15 protein-coding genes are annotated in these 18,218 nt (G+C 41.6%); 7 read left to right on the top strand and 8 right to left on the bottom strand.

The window, feature by feature from the left end; genetic code table 11:
- Window positions 1-472 precede the first annotated feature (472 nt).
- A complete protein-coding gene (locus tag FTV41_RS11850) occupies window positions 473-1,489 on the bottom strand; it encodes a putative solute-binding protein (protein ID WP_004969750.1) in 1,017 nt (338 codons plus the stop codon).
- Between the two features lie 387 nt (window positions 1,490-1,876).
- Between FTV41_RS11850 and FTV41_RS11845 the strand changes: the two genes are divergently transcribed.
- On the top strand, window positions 1,877-3,817 hold the full coding sequence (locus tag FTV41_RS11845; RefSeq protein ID WP_104852778.1) for an ATP-binding cassette domain-containing protein: 1,941 nt from the start codon (window positions 1,877-1,879) through the stop codon (window positions 3,815-3,817).
- 456 nt (window positions 3,818-4,273) lie between these two features.
- Here FTV41_RS11845 and FTV41_RS11840 read toward each other — a convergent pair whose 3' ends face one another.
- The 5 genes from FTV41_RS11840 to dnaA form a co-directional block, all read right to left on the bottom strand.
- Complete coding sequence (locus FTV41_RS11840) at window positions 4,274-4,636, bottom strand: hypothetical protein (protein ID WP_179996593.1); 363 nt, start codon at window positions 4,634-4,636, stop codon at window positions 4,274-4,276.
- A gap of 161 nt (window positions 4,637-4,797) precedes the next feature.
- Window positions 4,798-7,266, bottom strand: coding sequence for a DNA topoisomerase (ATP-hydrolyzing) subunit B (gene gyrB, locus FTV41_RS11835; RefSeq protein WP_004969755.1), 2,469 nt, complete (start codon window positions 7,264-7,266; stop codon window positions 4,798-4,800).
- 44 nt (window positions 7,267-7,310) lie between these two features.
- Window positions 7,311-8,393, bottom strand: a complete 1,083-nt coding sequence (gene recF / locus FTV41_RS11830) for a DNA replication/repair protein RecF (protein ID WP_004969757.1) — start codon at window positions 8,391-8,393, stop codon at window positions 7,311-7,313.
- Window positions 8,394-8,430: 37 nt separating this feature from the next.
- The gene (gene dnaN, locus FTV41_RS11825) at window positions 8,431-9,579 is read right to left on the bottom strand and encodes a DNA polymerase III subunit beta (RefSeq protein WP_004969759.1); all 1,149 of its coding nucleotides are present in this window, start codon (window positions 9,577-9,579) and stop codon (window positions 8,431-8,433) included.
- Between the two features lie 108 nt (window positions 9,580-9,687).
- Complete coding sequence (gene dnaA, locus FTV41_RS11820; protein WP_004969761.1) at window positions 9,688-11,064, bottom strand: chromosomal replication initiator protein DnaA; 1,377 nt, start codon at window positions 11,062-11,064, stop codon at window positions 9,688-9,690.
- Window positions 11,065-11,724: 660 nt separating this feature from the next.
- Here dnaA and rpmH point away from each other — a divergent pair.
- The 6 genes from rpmH to FTV41_RS11790 all read left to right on the top strand — a co-directional run bounded on the left by rpmH (window position 11,725) and on the right by FTV41_RS11790 (window position 16,483).
- Window positions 11,725-11,859 carry a 50S ribosomal protein L34 gene (gene rpmH / locus FTV41_RS11815; protein WP_000831329.1) on the top strand — a complete coding sequence of 45 codons (135 nt, stop codon included), beginning with the start codon at window positions 11,725-11,727 and terminating at the stop codon, window positions 11,857-11,859.
- 31 nt (window positions 11,860-11,890) lie between these two features.
- Window positions 11,891-12,283 carry a ribonuclease P protein component gene (gene rnpA, locus FTV41_RS11810; RefSeq protein WP_004969764.1) on the top strand — a complete coding sequence of 131 codons (393 nt, stop codon included), beginning with the start codon at window positions 11,891-11,893 and terminating at the stop codon, window positions 12,281-12,283.
- 9 nt (window positions 12,284-12,292) lie between these two features.
- Entirely contained in the window at window positions 12,293-12,613 is a 321-nt protein-coding gene (gene yidD, locus FTV41_RS11805) for a membrane protein insertion efficiency factor YidD (RefSeq protein ID WP_178319449.1), read from the top strand.
- Between the two features lie 5 nt (window positions 12,614-12,618).
- On the top strand, window positions 12,619-14,382 hold the full coding sequence (gene yidC / locus FTV41_RS11800) for a membrane protein insertase YidC (protein WP_004969769.1): 1,764 nt from the start codon (window positions 12,619-12,621) through the stop codon (window positions 14,380-14,382).
- Between the two features lie 91 nt (window positions 14,383-14,473).
- Entirely contained in the window at window positions 14,474-15,829 is a 1,356-nt protein-coding gene (gene mnmE, locus FTV41_RS11795; protein WP_179995527.1) for a tRNA uridine-5-carboxymethylaminomethyl(34) synthesis GTPase MnmE, read from the top strand.
- Window positions 15,830-16,147: 318 nt separating this feature from the next.
- A complete protein-coding gene (locus tag FTV41_RS11790; RefSeq protein WP_154321234.1) occupies window positions 16,148-16,483 on the top strand; it encodes a DUF1622 domain-containing protein in 336 nt (111 codons plus the stop codon).
- 123 nt (window positions 16,484-16,606) lie between these two features.
- On the opposite strand, the gene FTV41_RS11785 is transcribed toward FTV41_RS11790, so the two are convergent.
- Both FTV41_RS11785 and FTV41_RS11780 read right to left on the bottom strand, forming a co-directional pair.
- A complete protein-coding gene (locus FTV41_RS11785; RefSeq protein WP_171287397.1) occupies window positions 16,607-17,794 on the bottom strand; it encodes an MFS transporter in 1,188 nt (395 codons plus the stop codon).
- 103 nt (window positions 17,795-17,897) lie between these two features.
- A complete protein-coding gene (locus FTV41_RS11780; protein ID WP_004969779.1) occupies window positions 17,898-18,164 on the bottom strand; it encodes a metal/formaldehyde-sensitive transcriptional repressor in 267 nt (88 codons plus the stop codon).
- Window positions 18,165-18,218: the final 54 nt, after the last annotated feature.

The following is an 18,218-nucleotide window of genomic DNA, read 5'->3' as shown; positions in this document are numbered from 1 at the left end:
TGAGTGTCTTCATCCAATTATTTTAACAGTATTTTTCTTAATAGTGACTATAGTACAAGTATTTAAAACGACATTTCGTGTCGTTCATATGGTTTACTCCAGTCGCTTATATCCTCGTGCTGAACCATGAGGTTTTTCGCTCCAGTGGATAAAAAAACCTAGAAATCTAGGGTCTGTTGATACTTCGTCTATGTTTGCGACGTGAGAGATATATCTCGCAAGATTTTTTAGCTGATATAAAGCATGAGACAGGAAATTTAGTCATTCTAAATGACTGGCACATAACGCAATAGCAGCAAAAAATATGCTCGCCCTGAAAGGCTGTGGCTAAAACTTTCTCAGATTGCGTTATGAAACTTGGCAATAGTCTCGCTATTCCCTGCGTTTCATGCCTGATCTGCTCAGTTTTAGCCTACAGCGCAAGCCATTTATGAAATATCAACAGACCCTCGGCTTTTTATTAAAAATCAATCTATTCACCACCAAGTGAACATTCAAAATTGGTTTTTTCGACAGAACAACGAGCGCGTTTTAACACACTCATCATGGCAGGGTCATAAATACCGCGTTTGGTCATATCCATACGTCCATCACGTAGCATTTTTTGATATTTAGTTTTATCTTCTGCGCTCAAGTTCATTTTATATTTGGCTGGAATTTCACCTTCTAAACGATTAATCATACTCATCGCTTTAGGCAGATTTTTTACAAACCAATCTCGTGATTTTTGCCCAAAGCCCGCAGGGAATTGTTCAGGGCGAATCACAAAGTCTGCGGTCACTTGTAATACAGGGAAGTTAAACATCGCCCCGTTATTGCCTAAACCCTTGTAGATTTCTAAAGGTTTGTACGCATAGGCAGGCGCACCGACCATATCGACCTGACCATTGTTAAATTTCGCCACAAAGTTAGATACATCAGAAATGACAGCTTGCGCACCTACACGCTGCACCATAATTTTTTGTGCATCGTCATAGCCCAATACCGCAAACTTTTTCCCTGCTGCTTTTTCAATCGAGCTGATATTCTTGTCGCGCACAAAAATAAAGGCCGAACCTAAAGGTGAAATACCCGCAACTTCATATTTCTTGCCACCTAAATTGGTAACCATTTTCGCTGCATTACGTTGATCTAAAGCAAAGCTGATGGCACGTTGTGCAATCGCATTACTTGGCGCACCACCTAAAGCATCAATCGAGCCTGCAAATTTATTGTATTGGCGAGCACGCATGGCGGTCATAAATACCCCATCACATTTGCCTGCTTTAAAATCATTGTCTGCGACAGCTTCATCCTGACGTGGAATTAAATTGACTTCTGCACCCCAGCCTTTTGCTGCTAGCGCCCACTCTTGTGCCATCTGAAAAGATTCACCTGACTTACCCAGTAAGTCAAAGACACATACATCTACTTTTGCTGCTTGCGCCTGAGCACTGAAACCGATCGCTGCGAATGCTGTCAATGTTGCGCTGACCCATATTTTTTTCATTGTTTCGATCCTTCTACAGATTTTTTTATTTTTGAGTGTCCGTACACGAAACAAATATTAAGCAAGTTCAAATTAAAAAAATAGAGCATTTACTCGAATTTCATCTGTCAATTCTGCCAAAACCTTATACTGCCTTATTTAAGCGATCATTTTTATTTCATAATTCACTTATATTTTATAGATTTAGATCAAAATAAAGATCATTTCCAACATGCACGTATTTTGTGCTTGTTTACAAAGTCATAAAAAAAGCCTGTTGTTAGATCATAATTTTTAAACATCACAAGAGAGATTTTTCGCAAATCACAAATAAAACTGGGCTTATTTTTGTTTTCTGGTGGGCTTCCATTAGAATATGCCCAACTTTTGTTGTGACCAGTAAACACCATGATTCAACTTGACCAAGTTTCTTTACGCCGCGGTGGACGTGTTTTATTTCAAAAAGCGTCTATGCAAATCCATCCAGGCTGGAAAGTCGGTCTTACAGGTGTCAATGGTGCAGGAAAATCCAGTTTATTTGCTGCGCTTTTAGGTAGTTTAACCCCAGACGAAGGTACGTTGAGCCGTCCGCAAGGCTGGACTGTGGCGCACATGGCACAGGAAGTTAAAGCATTGGATTTGCCTGCGATTGATTTTGTGCTGTCGGGTGATGAAGAATACTGGAACATTCAACAACAACTGCAACATCCTGAACAATTAAATAATGACCAACTTGCACATTTGCATGGTCGTTTTGATGAAATTCATGGCTATACCGCACCCGCCAAAGCCGCACAACTGATGGCAGGTTTAGGTTTTATGGAACATCAAAACAGCTTGGCGGTCAGTAGTTTTTCTGGTGGATGGCGCATGCGTTTAAATTTGGCGCGTACCTTAATGAGTCGCTCCGAATTATTATTACTGGACGAACCAACCAACCACTTAGACTTAGATGCAATTTTATGGTTAGAAGACTGGCTTAAAGCCTATGCGGGAACTTTGGTGCTGATTTCCCATGACCGTGATTTTTTAGATGCCATTACCGATCATATTTTACATATTGAAAATAGTGAACTGACTTTATATACAGGCAATTATTCAACCTTTGAAACCACACGCAGTGAACGCTTGGCACAACATCAACAAGCGTATGAAAAACAATTAGAAACCCGTGCACATTTACAAAAATATATTGATCGTTTTAAAGCCAAAGCCACCAAAGCACGGCAGGCACAAAGCCGTATCAAGCAATTGGAACGCATGCAATTGCTTGCCCCTGCGCATGTAGATACACCATTTACCTTTAGTTTCCGTGAACCGACCAAAATGAGTTCACCCTTACTGACCTTGGAACAAGTCAGCATTGGTTATGCAGACAAAGTGATTGCCAGCAAAATTAACCTACAAATTACCCCGACCAGTCGTATTGGTTTATTGGGGATGAACGGCGCAGGTAAATCGACCTTAATTAAATCCTTAGTGGGTGAATTGGCGTTATTGGCAGGTACTCGCAAAGCCTCAGAATTACTCAATATTGGCTATTTTGCACAGCATCAAATGGATGCTTTGGATGATAGCGCCAGCCCGATGCTACAACTGGCACGCATTGCCGATAAAAAAATCAGCGAAGCCACTTTACGCGCCTTTTTAGGCAGTTTTGGTTTTAGTGGCGAACGTATGGACACGCCTTGTGAAAGTTTTTCAGGAGGTGAACGTGCACGTTTGGCTTTGGCTTTAATTGTCTGGCAACGTCCTAACGTACTGATTCTGGACGAACCGACCAACCATTTAGACTTAGATATGCGACATGCCTTAACCATGGCATTACAGGATTATGAAGGTGCAGTGGTATTGGTGTCACACGAACGTCAATTAATTGCCAGTGTCTGCGATGACTTACTCTTGGTTCATGCAGGACAATGCACAGAATTTGAAGGCGATTTACAAGATTATGCCCAATGGTTACGCCAAGCTCGTGCAGACATGCTTAAGCAAGGTACATCCAACACAGCTCCATCCAATCCAAGTCCAGTGGTTGAGAACAAGACTAACCTAGTCAAAGTAGATAAAGAAGCTCAACGCAAACTGGCAGCACAACGCCGTGAACAAACTCGCCCTATTCGTAAAAATATTGAAAAATACGAAGCGCAAATTGAAAAAATTCAACCGCGTCTGACTGAAATTGAAACCGAACTGGCAGATCCTGCCCTTTACGATGCCAACCGTAAAGATGATTTGCTCAAACTCATGAATGAGCAAAATGATCTGAAAACCAAATTGGCGCAGGCAGAAGAACAAATGCTTGAATTGATGATGGAATTGGAAGAACTCGAAAGTAGCTTTGAATAGCCATACCGATGAGATTTTAACGCTATGCTAAATAGGGTTAAATCTCATCATATTTCGTAGAATATGCATTGTGTATGTTCCATACTTATAAGACACATTCGTAATAGTTTTAATCTTTAGTTTATCTTCACAATAACCACGCAAAGAAATTTAAGTCACTCTCTGCGTTTGTTTATTTTTACTTATCAATCTTGCACCACAGCATAGTTGTATGACACCCCCACCCTGAATAAAAGTAAGACAGCATAGCTACCAAGCAAGAAGTTTTGAATTTAAAACTCAGTGTGATTTTTAAATTCAAAATCTACAATTTAAATTTAAAAGCAAAAAACTTAGTTATCCACAACTCAAACTAACTGTTATTTTAAATTCAAAACTCTAATTAAAGCCAAATCAATCCATTCTTTCATGGTTATTTTGAGTCATTGAATCTCAGTGATTCACAGAAAATCGCTGCTACTCGGCAGTAATTTTTGCTTTGCTAATACATAATTCTTGTATTTTCCAGCCCTGAATATAGCGCCAGATTTCTTGAATATACCCTTGATCATCCGCCAAACCAATTTGAATCCGACAGTTAACCCGCTCACGATCAAACTCATATTCTTCTAATTCAACATTCGGTTTGATCGGTTTCCAGACACCATTATTCACTGCATGCTGAATGTTGGCATAACGTGTTTCACGATTTTCCACACGTGATTCTGCCGTATAAACGACTTTAAAATCTTCATCTTCATAGTGTGCTAACAGCTCCACATTGCCAGTAAAAAAAGCATTCACCCATGCATCACGTGCTTGTTCTAATTGATTATCCATCTTAATGATTCTCCTATATTTTTGGCTTAATGTAGCTCAGCATGACAGAACAATAAGTCAGTTTTATAAAAGTTATTTGGATGAATCACGACAACAACAAAAGCCAAACATAAAAAAGCACTCCGTAGAGTGCTTATGGTTATGCGGATGATTTGGACGAATTAAGCGTCAATATCTGCATTTAAGGCATTTTCTTCAATAAAAGCACGACGTGGTTCTACATCATCGCCCATTAAGCAAGAGAACATGCGGTCTGCTTCAATGGCATCATCAATGGTGACTTGCAACATATTGCGGTTTTCTGGGTCCATCGTGGTTTCCCAAAGTTGTTCCGCATTCATCTCACCCAAACCTTTATAGCGCTGAATCATCATGCCGCGACGCGAGTCCTGCAAAATGTGTTGCCACACTTGATGGAAATTGTTGACCGTAATTTTACGTTCGCCTTTTTCCAAATACGCACCTTCTTCAAGCAGCGTAAACCAGCTTTTTGAATTTTTCAGCAAACGTGCATATTCAGCTGAACCCAGCAAACCTGTGTCTAGCAAATAGGTATGTGGCAAGTTGTGCACATATACCGTGATTCGTGGCCAATACGTTGCAGATTTTTGACCATCCGCATCTTCTTTTTCAAACTGTTCGATGCTTAATTCAGGACGCAAACTTGGTTGTAATCGTTCAATGCTTTGACGTAATTGCTCGCCCCATTGTTGTACATACGCCTGATCTGCTGCTTGATCAATTTTAAAGGCATCTAATTCTAATAAACCATCCAACAGACTTGCAGGATAACGCAGCGTTAAACGGCTCAAACTCTTTTGTGAAGTTTGATAATCAGCAATGACTTTGGCTAAAGCCTCACCACGAATTGCAGGTGCATCAGCACTCACATGCAGCTCCAATTCATCAATCGCATTAGAAATTAAATAGGTTTCTAAAGCATCGTTATCTTTGATGTATTGTTCCTGCTTGCCTTTTTTCAGCTTATACAATGGTGGCTGTGCGATATAAATATGACCACGCTCAACCAATTCTGGCATTTGACGGAAGAAGAAGGTCAATAGCAAGGTACGAATGTGTGAACCATCTACGTCAGCATCGGTCATGATGATGATTTTGTGATAACGCAGTTTGTCTGGGTTATATTCTTCACGACCAATACCACAGCCCAAAGCGGTAATTAAAGTACCTACTTCTGCCGATGAAATCATCTTGTCAAAACGGGCACGTTCCACGTTCAGGATTTTACCTTTCAGTGGCAAAATTGCCTGCATTTTACGGTTACGACCTTGTTTAGCCGAACCACCTGCAGAGTCACCCTCGACTAGATATAATTCAGATAATGCAGGGTCTTTTTCCTGACAGTCAGCCAATTTACCAGGCAAACCTGCAATATCCAAAGCACTCTTGCGGCGCGTCATTTCACGGGCTTTACGCGCCGCATCACGGGCACGCGCTGCATCAATAATTTTACCCGCAATGGATTTTGCCGCTTGTGGATTTTCCAATAAATATTCAGAGAAAGATTTATTCATGGCCTGCTCAACAGCAGGTTTCACTTCACTCGATACCAATTTTTCTTTGGTCTGTGATGAGAATTTTGGATCTGGCACTTTGACCGACACAATCGCGGTTAAACCTTCACGTGCATCATCACCCGACACCACGACTTTTTCTTTTTTCAGGATATTTTCGCTTTCCATGTAGTTGTTTAACCCACGGGTTAGCGCAGCACGGAAGCCTGCCAAGTGCGTTCCACCGTCTTTTTGTGGAATGTTATTGGTAAAGCAACGTACGTTTTCCTGATAGGAATCATTCCACTGCAAAGCAACTTCTACGGTAATTCCGTTTTCAGCCTGTGTCGTGAAATGGAAAATTTCATTCAGATGGGTTTTGCCTGCATTGATATATTTCACAAATTCAGACAAACCACCTTCATAGTCAAAAATATGTTCTAAATTAACACGTTCATCACGCAATACAATACGCACGCCCGCGTTTAAGAAAGACAATTCACGCAATCGGCGTGCCAAAATATCCACATTAAAAATGGTTTGGCTAAAGGTTTCAGCACTTGGCCAAAAACGCACAGTCGTACCTGATTGCTCAGTGTCGCCCACTACTTTTAAAGGATATTGTGGATCACCATGGCGGTATTCCTGTTGGTGAATTTGACCCGCGCGTTTAATCGTTAATTCAAGTTTACTCGATAAAGCATTGACCACCGACACACCAACGCCGTGCAAACCGCCCGACACTTTATAACTGTTGTCATCAAACTTACCACCTGCGTGCAGAATGGTCAGAATGACCTCTGCTGCAGAGACACCTTCTTCAGGGTGAATATCGGTTGGGATACCACGACCATTGTCAGATACGCTGACAGATTCATCTTCATGGATAGTCACCAAAATTTCATCACAATGACCCGCCAAAGCTTCATCAATAGCGTTATCGACTACCTCGAACACCATGTGATGCAAACCTGTACCATCATCTGTATCACCGATATACATGCCTGGGCGTTTACGAACAGCATCTAGGCCACGCAATACTTTGATACTAGAGGAATCATAAGCCTTTTCATTGGTTTGTTCTGTAGTAGAGACAGATTGATCTTCTGAACTCATGGTTTCTCCCTAGTGAAAAATAGGTCTATCCAAAGATAAAAAAATTATTGCTCAACAGCCTGCACCGTTCCGTGATCGACCTGAAATAAGCGATAAGGAATCGACAACGCTTGTAAGTGTTGTTGCACGGATTGATGATCTAAAGTGGTAATAAAAACTTGACTACCCAATTGGCTTAATCGTTCAATTAAACGTTGTTGTGCGCTTAAATCTAATTCTGCTGTCAGATCATCTAATAATACCACAGTTTCCTTATTAGACGCATGCAGCATTGCAATCTGTGACAGTTTTAATGCCATAATCAATAGCTTTTTCTGCCCACGTGACAGCACCACATCGGCATCACCCATTGGGGTTTTTAAGCGTAAATCGGCGCGGTGTGGCCCATATTCGGTATAGCGACGTTCCACATCTTTTTGATGATAATTGCACAGATCATTCAACAAGCCTGTTTCGGTATGAAAGCCTGCGCTGTATTCCAGACTAATGTGTAAATCAGGCAATAAATACTGTAAATCTTGTGCAAAAAATTGCTGCCATTGTTCCACCGTTCCCAAACGCTGCCGATGCAAAATCTCACCATAATCACTGAGCATTTTGTTCCACGGTTCCAAGTCCGACAGACTTAAATGTCGCTGTGATTTAAGCAAACTATTACGTTGTTTTAAGGCACGTGAATAATATTGCCAAGCGTGATAAAACTCTGGTTCCACGTGGAACATCAACCAGTCCAACAGTTGCCGTCGTGGTTTTGCACCATGGTCAATAATATCGGTACTGAGTGGATCAATATGTTGTAAAGGCAGAATTTTAGCCAATTGCCCTTGGGTCGCAACAGGGTCGCCATTGACCTTAATCAACTGCTCACCCGATGCCATTTTTTGCATGCCAATTTTTTCAGTCAATGACTGAGCAAATACAATCGCATCTTGGCTACTGTTCTGAATGTAATTTTTAGGAATATGGGTGCGAAAAGAACGCCCTGTCGCCAATAAATGAATCGCTTCTAAAATCGAGGTTTTACCCGAACCATTTTGCCCATAAAAGACGTTAAACGGCTGCAACTCATGAAGTGCAACCGCTTTTAAGTTCCGAACACGCTCGATATGTAAACGCGTAATATGCATGATTCAGCTAGATTTAATCTTGAAATAAACCGCTCACTTAAACACGCATTGGCATCACAACATAGGTTTGATCTTGATGTGCTGGATCTTGTACCAATACCGATTGATTGGCTTCGGTCATGGTCATCGATACATCATCGCCATCCAATGCCCCTAATACGTCCAATAAATACTGTGCGTTAAATGACATTTCTAACGGCGAATCGGCATATTGAATCGCTAAATCTTCAATTGCTTCATCTTGTTCTGGGTTATTGGCACGTAATTGCAAGGTGTCCGCACTAAAATTCAGGAATACGCCACGCAATTTTTCATTACTTAAAATCGCCACACGCTGTAAAGATTGTTTAAATACATCATGCGCGATCAGCACGTTTTTATCACCACCACGTGGAATCACACGGCGATAATCTGGGAACTTACCATCAATTAATTTAGTGGTAAAACGCACGGTAATTTCTGCTTGTTCTTTGTCACGGCTTGGGGTGCGAATGGTCACATTCAGCAATTCACGCCCAATTAAAAGTGCCAGTTGTTCATCTTCAATGCTCAGCAAACGCTGCAATTCAGCCACAGCTTTACGCGGCACAATGGCTTGAATTAATTGAGTAGCTGTCGAAGATGCCGCTGTTTCACACAAGGCCAAACGGTGACCATCTGTGGTCACAGCACGTAATTGGTTTTCATCAATTTCTAACAAAGTACCCGTTAAATAAAAGCGTACATCCTGCACTGCCATCGCAAACGCAGTTTTTTCAAACAAACGCTTCAGCTCACGCTCAGTAACCGTCACTTGCGTACCTTGAGCATTTTCTGTAGCCAATAATGGATAATCTTCCGCAGGCAAAGTACCTAATACAAAGCGGCTATTGCCCGATTTTAAAATACAGCGCTGATCTTCAGTGATTTGCAAATCAATCAAAGCTGCGCTTGGTAAAGATTTACAAATATCCATCAGTTTACGTGCAGGCACTGTGGTTTCCCCTGCCTGTAAACATGCCCCTTCAGTCAGATTCGTACTGGCAACCAATTCCACTTCCAAGTCCGAACCAGTAATGGTTAAGGCTTGCTCAGTCACCTGAACTTTGACATTGGATAAAATATTTAAGGTATGGCGACGTTCAACCGCTCCTACGACATGTGACAGAACATTCAGTAAGCTTTCTTTCGCGATTTTTAAACGCACGGTACATTCCTCTAACAACTGAAGATTGGAGTATAAAATAGGTTTTTTAGCAGTGTACTATGCGGCAAAAGCTGCCGCATGGCAAGAACAGAATTTGAGCAAATTCGGTCAACTTTGCAACAATCGTTGCAGGTTTTTATAGTCTTCGTTAAAGATCGGATCTTCTTCGCGCAGGCTTTGTACTTTTTCGCAGGCATGCATCACGGTACTGTGATCACGGCCACCAAATGCCATACCAATTTCAGGGAAACTGTCGCCTGTCAGCTCACGTGCCAAGCCCATTGCCAACTGACGTGGACGCGCATAAATACGGGTACGTTTTGGCCCCACCAATTCTTTGAGCGGAATACGGAAATATTCACTCACGACTCGCTGAATATTTTCGGTACTGATGGTACGTGCGCGAATTGCCAAGACATCTTTTAAAGATTCACGTACCACATCTAGATCGATTGGGGTGCCTTTAAAACGGGAAATTGCCACCACTTTATTGAGTGCACCTTCAAGTTCACGCACATTAGCCACCACTTGCTGGGCAATAAATAAAGCACAGTTACGTGGTAAATCTACGGCGCTGCTTTCAGCTTTCTTTAATAAAATTTCAATTCGGGTTTCAATATCTGGCGGTTCTACCCCGACTGATAAGCCCCAAGAAAAACGTGACACCAAACGTGCATCCAATTCGGTTAATTCTTTTGGATAACGGTCTGAAGTCAAAATAATCTGTTTAGATTCATCCAATAAAGCGTTAAAGGTATAGAAAAACTCCACCAAACTGGCTTCTTTACCTGCCAATAAGTGAATGTCATCCACCAATAACAAATCTAAAGAGCGGCAGTTTTTCTTAAATTCTTCAACCTTGCCCTGCTGCAAAGAGCTGACAAAATCCTGCACAAAACTTTCTGCAGTCATGTACATCACCCGTGCATTCGGTTTGGCTTGCAACAAAGCATTGCCCACCGCTTGCATCAAGTGAGTTTTACCCAAACCTGTTGGGCCATACAAAAATAATGGGTTGTGCTGTGAAGCCCCCAATTGGGTCAATACCTTGCGACAGGTTTCCGCAGCCATTTGGTTAGAACGACCTTCCACAAATAAGGAAAAGGTAAATAACGGATTGAGTTGGCGTTTACGGCTTTTTGCAGAACTTTCTTCTTTTTCACGTTTAGGCTTGGCCACAGGCGCAGGGCTAGATTCCAGCGCAGCAGTAGTGGTAGCAGGTTGTTCACTGGCCGATAAAATTGCACCTGGACGCGAATCGACTAAAATTTCGACCTTACGCACGCGTCCCTCAGACAACTGCTCTGCCAAAATAGTAATCAATTCCAGATGATGTTCTTGAATGTAACGCGTCCAATAAGGATTAGGCGCATAAAGTTTTAATGTATCTTCAACTTCTTCTGCCACCAATGGGCGAATCCACATTGTAAAGACATTTCCAGAGAGCTCTTGTCGCAAGCGATTTAAGCAGTCCGTCCAAAGCATGTGAAACCCCTATCTAATCCATTTTTAAATTTAAAACTTCTCTCGACCGCCTGAGCGGGTCGCCATTCTAACCAAGTTATCCACATCTGTCATGACAAAATCAGCAAAATTGCTCAAAAAAGAAATCATTAAACCTGAATTTAAATTTGAAACGTGGTGTGGATAAGTTTATCCGCAAGGTGTGGATAAAATATAGCACAAAGTTATCCACATAGTATTAAAATTATAGAAACACAGATATCCACAATTCAAAACTTTGTTTTATAAAAGAAAAAGTGGGTTTTCAACAGAAAAATGCGTCCCTAATAGTAATAAATTTAAATTTATAAATTTGAATTTATTTATAAGAAACGTTGCAACTGTGGATAATTCAATCTAAGTTTAAATTTAAATTCAAAACCGAAAATTTTAAAATTAAACAGAATAAGCTTGTGGATAATTATGTGAATAATACTGTTAATAACTTATTAGTCAAGCATAAACAATTGCTTATCTTGTGTATACTTTAATTTGTATGATCAACCAGTCAATTGAGCGAAAACTTGTTAAAAAGAAAAATTTAGGCTTATTTTGCAAGAAACCGTGTTTTTCATTGACAGCTCAAGCAATGAGCACTAAAATCGCGGACCTTTATAGAAAGATCATTTTTGGAGTTTCGATATGAAACGTACATTTCAACCATCTGAATTAAAGCGTAAGCGCGTTCATGGTTTCCGTGCTCGTATGGCTACTAAAGCTGGTCGTCAAGTATTGGCTCGCCGTCGTGCAAAAGGTCGTCACAGCTTAACTGTTTAATACAGTCACGCTGAACCGACTCTTGGGTGTTATGACAACACTTTATGGCTTCAGCACAGAGTTGAGATTACGCTGTGCTGCCGATTATAAAGGTGTGTTTGATGGTGCGCTTTTTAAAGTGCATCAACCCCATTTCTTATTTCTTGCAAAACATTCCGAACTGCCGAATAGCCGTTTGGGTCTTGTCGTTGCAAAAAAGAAAGTGCGTCGTGCACACGAACGAAATCGAGTAAAACGACTTGCTCGCGAAAGTTTTCGCTTACACCAACAGCAATTAAATGACTTAGATATTGTGGTAATGCCCAAAGTTGGGGTAGATACGGTATCTAATGCGGAATTGCATCAGCAATTACAATTTGCTTGGCAGAAGTTACAACGTCTCGCCAAAAAGCATTCAAAAATAGCTCCCTCCCCACAAAAGTAGAGATGGCCAATGGTACGTTTACTGCATTGGTTGATACGTTTCTATCAGATCGCGATTAGTCCTTTATTGGGACCACGCTGTCGCTATATTCCAACATGTTCTCAATATTCTTTGGAAGCAGTCCATACGCATGGTGCTGTACGTGGTGTGTGGCTGGCTACAAAACGTATTTGTCGTTGTCATCCGTGGGGTGGTTCGGGCTATGATCCGGTGCCGCCAAAAGTCATTCGTTTTATTTCATTTCAGCAAATAGATTCTCAAACGCATCACATTACTGTACCCTTTCGTGATCGTTTATTGAACCAAAATCACTCTAACCACTTGGGGTAATAGATATGCAACAATGGGCCAGGTTTGCAATTCTCGGGGCCATGTTTGTCGTCGCATATTTGCTCATTTTGGCGTGGCAAAAAGATTATGGAAATGCTGAAACAGCACCGCAGCAAAAAACTGCCGTTGTTTCACATGAAGTGTCTGCAGATTTGCCGAATGCCCAAACGGCTACAGCAGCTTCTGATGTACCGCAAGCAAATATTCCTGCACAGCAAACAACCGATGCCACAGCACCTGTAAGTCAGCAGCTTATTTCAGTACAAACTGACCTTTATCATCTTTGGATCAATCCGAAAGGTGGTGATATTGTTCGTGTTGAATTACTCAATCATGACAAAAATAAAGACAGTGACGATCCTTTCGTCATGCTGGAAAGCGATGCTAAGCGCACCTATGTCGCGCAATCTGGGTTAATCGGGCTGAATGGTCCAGACAGTAGCCGTAATGGCCGCCCAAGCTATGAAATTGAAAAATCGACTTATAGCTTAGCCGATGCCAAAGAAAGCAAAAATAAAGCGGGTGAAACAGTTAAAACTTTAACTGTCCCAATGGTATATAAAACTGCCGATGGTGTAGAAATCATTAAAACCTTTAGTTTTACTGAAGGTGAATATCCTGTGCTGGTGAATCACAAAGTGATTAACCGCAGCAGCCAAAACTGGCAAGGTCAGATGTTTGGTCAGTTGAAACGTGATAATTCAGATGATCCAGGCAAGTCAGATCAAGGTATTTTTACCTTGGGTACTTTCCTTGGCGGCGCATGGGGAACACCTGAAGAACACTACAACAAGTTGAAATTTGACAATTTTAATGACGAAAAATTGAATGTCGATGCAACAGGTGGTTGGGTGGCCGTGGTTCAGCACTATTTCGTGAGTGCATGGGTTCCAGGGCAGTTAAAATTGACGCAGGCCGATGGTCAACCGTATGCAGCGAAGTTGGAATCACGTAAATCTAGCGATGAAATGAACATCATTGGTTTTACCTCGCCAACCATTAATGTCCCTGCAGGTACGGTGGCAGAAGTTGATGCGACCTTCTACTCTGGTCCAAAAATTCAGTCTGAATTGAAAGATTTGGCGACAGGTTTGAACCAAACTGTGGATTATGGCTGGTTATGGCCAATTGCAAAATTATTGTTTATTGGTTTGCAATTCTTCCATGGTTTAGTGGGCAACTGGGGTTGGTCAATCATCTTATTAACCGTTCTTGTCAAACTGATTCTTTGGCCGTTATCGTCTAAGAGCTATCGTTCTATGGCGAAAATGCGTGTGATTGCACCAGAAATGCAGCGCATGAAAGAAGAATTTGGCGAAGACCGTATGCGTTTCTCGCAAGAAATGATGGCACTTTATAAACGTGAACAAGTGAATCCACTGTCAGGTTGTTTGCCATTGTTACTACAAATGCCAATTTTCCTTGCCTTGTACTGGGTATTGATGGAATCGGTAGAGTTACGCCATGCACCGTGGTTAGGTTGGATTCAAGACTTATCGGCAATGGACCCTTGGTTTATCTTGCCATTGTTGATGGGTGTGACCATGTATGTTCAACAAATGTTGAACCCACAGCCAACAGATCCAATGCAGGCAAAAATCTTCCGCATTATGCCTGTGGTATTTACCGTATTCTTATTGTTCTTCCCTGCAGGTCTAGTTCTGTACTGGATTGTCAACAACTTGATTACGATTTTGCAGCAAAGCTTGATCAACAAAAGTGTTGAAAAAGACCGCGCTAAACGAGAAGAGGCAACTCCAGTCAATTAAGTATGGCTGAGCTGCTGAATAAATCCGCTTAAGATGGTAATCTTAGGCGGATTTTTCTTTGCATATATTTTGAAAGTTTTAGGTGAATTTTATGTATAACCGCAGCACCATTGCCGCAATCGCGACTCCACCTGGCCGTGGTGGTGTGGGGGTGATTCGCCTGTCGGGACCAAAAGCCTATGCGATTGCCGCAGCATTGACCCAAAAAGACTTACCCAAAGCGCGTTATGCAGGTTTTCGCCAGTTTTACGATGCAGCCAATGAAGTCATGGATGAAGGTTTGGTGATTTGTTTCCCCAATCCTCATTCATTTACTGGCGAAGATGTGGTGGAACTACAAGGGCATGGTGGCCCAGTGATTCAAAATGCGCTGTTGGCACGTTTACTGGAACTCGGTGCAACGGCTGCCAAAGCGGGTGAATTTTCGATGCGCGCCTTTGAAAATGGCAAGCTAGATTTGGTACAGGCCGAAGCCATTGCTGATTTAATTGATGCCACTTCACAAGCCGCTGCGCGTTCTGCTCTACGTTCCCTGCAAGGGGCTTTTTCCACCAAAGTGAATACCGTGCTGGAACAGTTAATTCACTTACGTCTGCATGTTGAAGCTGCTATTGATTTTCCTGAAGAAGAAATTGACTTTTTGGCCGATGGGAAAATCCTTAATTTGCTGGATGAAGTGGCTGCTTCGGTGACTGCTGTGCAACAATCTGCGCGTCAGGGACAATTGTTGCGTGAAGGTCTGCAGGTGGTGATTGCGGGCAAACCGAATGCAGGTAAATCTTCCTTACTCAATGCCTTGGCGGGTATTGAACGTGCGATTGTGACCGATATTGCAGGGACTACTCGTGACGTATTGCATGAAAAAATTACCCTGAATGGCTTACCAATTACCCTGACTGATACTGCAGGCTTGCGTGAAACAGGGGATATTGTGGAACAGGAAGGGATTCGCCGTGCGATTAAAGAAATTGAACAGGCAGATTTATTGTTATTGGTCTATGACTTGAGCCAAAACGAAGATCCGTTGCAATTGGCACAGCATTATTTTGCGGAACATATTGAACCGAAGCGTTTGATGTTGATTGGCAATAAATGTGATTTAACTGGTGTACAAGCTGCAATTTCAGATTTTAAAGGGTTTAGACATATTACTGTGTCGGCCAAACAAGAAACAGGTGTTCAATCGCTCATAGAGGCGATTACAGCGCATGCAGGCTTTCAGCCTGAAGAAGATACCTTTATTGCACGTACCCGTCATTTAGACGCAATGAAGCGCACGCAGCAATATTTGGCTGAAGCACGTGAGCAGTTGGTGGTCTATCATGCGGGGGAATTAGTGGCTGAGTCGTTACGTCTTGCGCAGAATGCTTTGGGTGAGATTACAGGTGATTTTTCTGCAGATGATTTGTTGGGTAAGATTTTTGGATCGTTTTGTATTGGGAAATGATTTTTAGCGATTACTTCCTGATTTGATACAAAAATAGCATTAAGTTTGAGTGGCTTAGTGCTTTTTTATTATCCTATTTGGGGTGATCTGCTACTAAAAATCAGCCTATTCGTTAATGTTTAGTTTCTCATTCGGCACAAGCCCGATCTAACTTATGTCATATTTAAACATTTCAATTTATCTTTATGAAAACCCATCAATAATCACGTAAGTCTTTTTAAACCGCAGCATTTAAAGCTATGATGAGAAAATAATCAAAAATTGGCGCTCAATTCAATCCTAAATGCACGAGATGAAATCTCTGATGGAGGTATTTGGATGTTTGAACTGGCTTTTTTACGTGAAATACTCATTTCTTCGGTTCATTTTTTGCAATTGTCACTCGAAGCCATTTCTGTGATTTGCGTGGTGATTGGTCTGGTTAAAACTTTATTGGTGCTGGTTCAGTTAAAATCGGGGCGTACTGCACGTTATTGTTTTGGGGATTGGCTCGCGACGGCACTTGAATTTCAGTTGGCTGCAGATATTTTAGCCACCACAGTAGATCCAGATTTAGATAGCCTAATTAAACTGGCGATCATTGCAGTGATTCGAACCTTTTTAAATTACTTCCTAACTAAAGAATTAGAGCATCAAACCATCAATGAAAAATAATGGCTGCTGAGTTTGAGATCAAACAGAAGACATAGTCCTAGTCATCTACAAAGTTTGAATATTTGAATAAACTCAGCTGATCCAAACCTTGTCCTGATTTTAGTTTGTCGTTTAGATGAAACTTCATCCTAAAACAGGTTTGTTCTGCAATTGGCGATACCAAATAATGATGTAGCCACACAGTAAGCAGATGGCTGCACAAAAGCTAAGTACGGCGGTGGTTAAACCAAAATGATCGGCCAGATAACCGACTGCAATAATTGGCAGAATTGTGCCTAAATAGCCCACAAATAAATAGGTCGACATCACTGCAGCGCGATTCTGTAGATTGGTCATGGCATGAATTAAGCCAAAAGCACCAATCAATGCCAACCCGTGTCCTATGCCTAGCAGCACATCACTCACAAAAAATAGAAAACTCCAATGTAAATACATGCATAAACCGAGTACCAATAAACTCAATAACAGCAAATACAGCCCATAATTTAGGCATTTTTGTGCAGGAATGGCTTTAGAAAAATACTGCACCAGCGCTGAAATCAGCAAAATACAGGTGATGGCCAAACCACTGACCAAAGGCCCGTGCCACGGAATAATCACTTGCACAAAAGAGGGAGAGAGCGAAGCAAATAAACTAAAGGCAGCAAAGGCACAGAATGCGGTTAAACCTGTAATATAAAATTCTGCATGAAAGCGTGGTTCTGGGCGTTCTAATTTTGGGGCAATCGAGAAGGCTTGTGGCGTAAATTCAGGCGGTGCTAAACGTAACAATCCAATAAAACACAGTACTGCACCCAAAATGACAGGAATATATGGACTAAACAAAGGCGCTGCTGAAAATTGTGCCACACCACCACCGAGCAAAGGACCTAAGCCAAACCCGACTGCGGTAATGACTGAACTGAGCTGTGGCGCATGTGCTTTATGTGATTCGGGGATACTCCACATTAAGCCAATTAACGCCGATGTAGTCATAAGACCTGAAGCAATCCCAATCACAAAACGCCCCAAAGCAAGCCAAAGTGCATTGGTGGCAAACATCGACAGAATCAGTCCGAGGGTGATGATCACTAAACCCAATTCTAAGGTTTTTAAGAAGCCGATACTGTTGCTGGTACGTCCTAAAAAGAGCAAGGTAGCCAAACAACCGAGCATATACGCCACAAAAATAAAGGTGATATGGCTGGGTAAAAGCTGCCACAATTCCTGATAAATTGGATACAGCGGGCTTGCAAGTGCCGTGCCCATGGTGCCAATAATCAGGGCGAGGCTGATCATCACGAAAGGATGCCAAGATTGAGATTGAGTCATAAAAAACTCGATTGATGGCTAAACTCTTGAGTTTAGTCTCATATAGTGAGAAATATCACTCAGTGTAAAGACAAGCCTTGAATCTGGTCAAGCCTATTTGTGTTTAAGCATAGCGTTTTAGCAGTTTCATAAACTCTTCCAGTTCATGTTCATCAATCGCGCATTGATCACCAATCACATGATGACGCAAATGCGATTCGATTAACTCATTCATCAAACCATTGACCGCACCTTTAATGGCTGCGACTTGTTGTAAAACTTCAATACAGCCATGATCAGGATTGTGAAGTGCTTGTTCTACTGCCCCAATTTGTCCTTGTAGGCGTTTGACGCGATTTAAAATTTTCTTATCTGTATGTAAATGACCCAACACATCACCTCAATTTTTACATACTCTATGGGAGTATATTTAACAATGATTTCC

This window comes from Acinetobacter sp. YH16051 (assembly GCF_013417135.1).
Classification (GTDB): Bacteria; Pseudomonadota; Gammaproteobacteria; order Pseudomonadales; family Moraxellaceae; genus Acinetobacter; species Acinetobacter towneri.
Note: the sequence above shows the minus strand (reverse complement) of the source record. Positions and strands in the feature narration are given on the sequence as shown.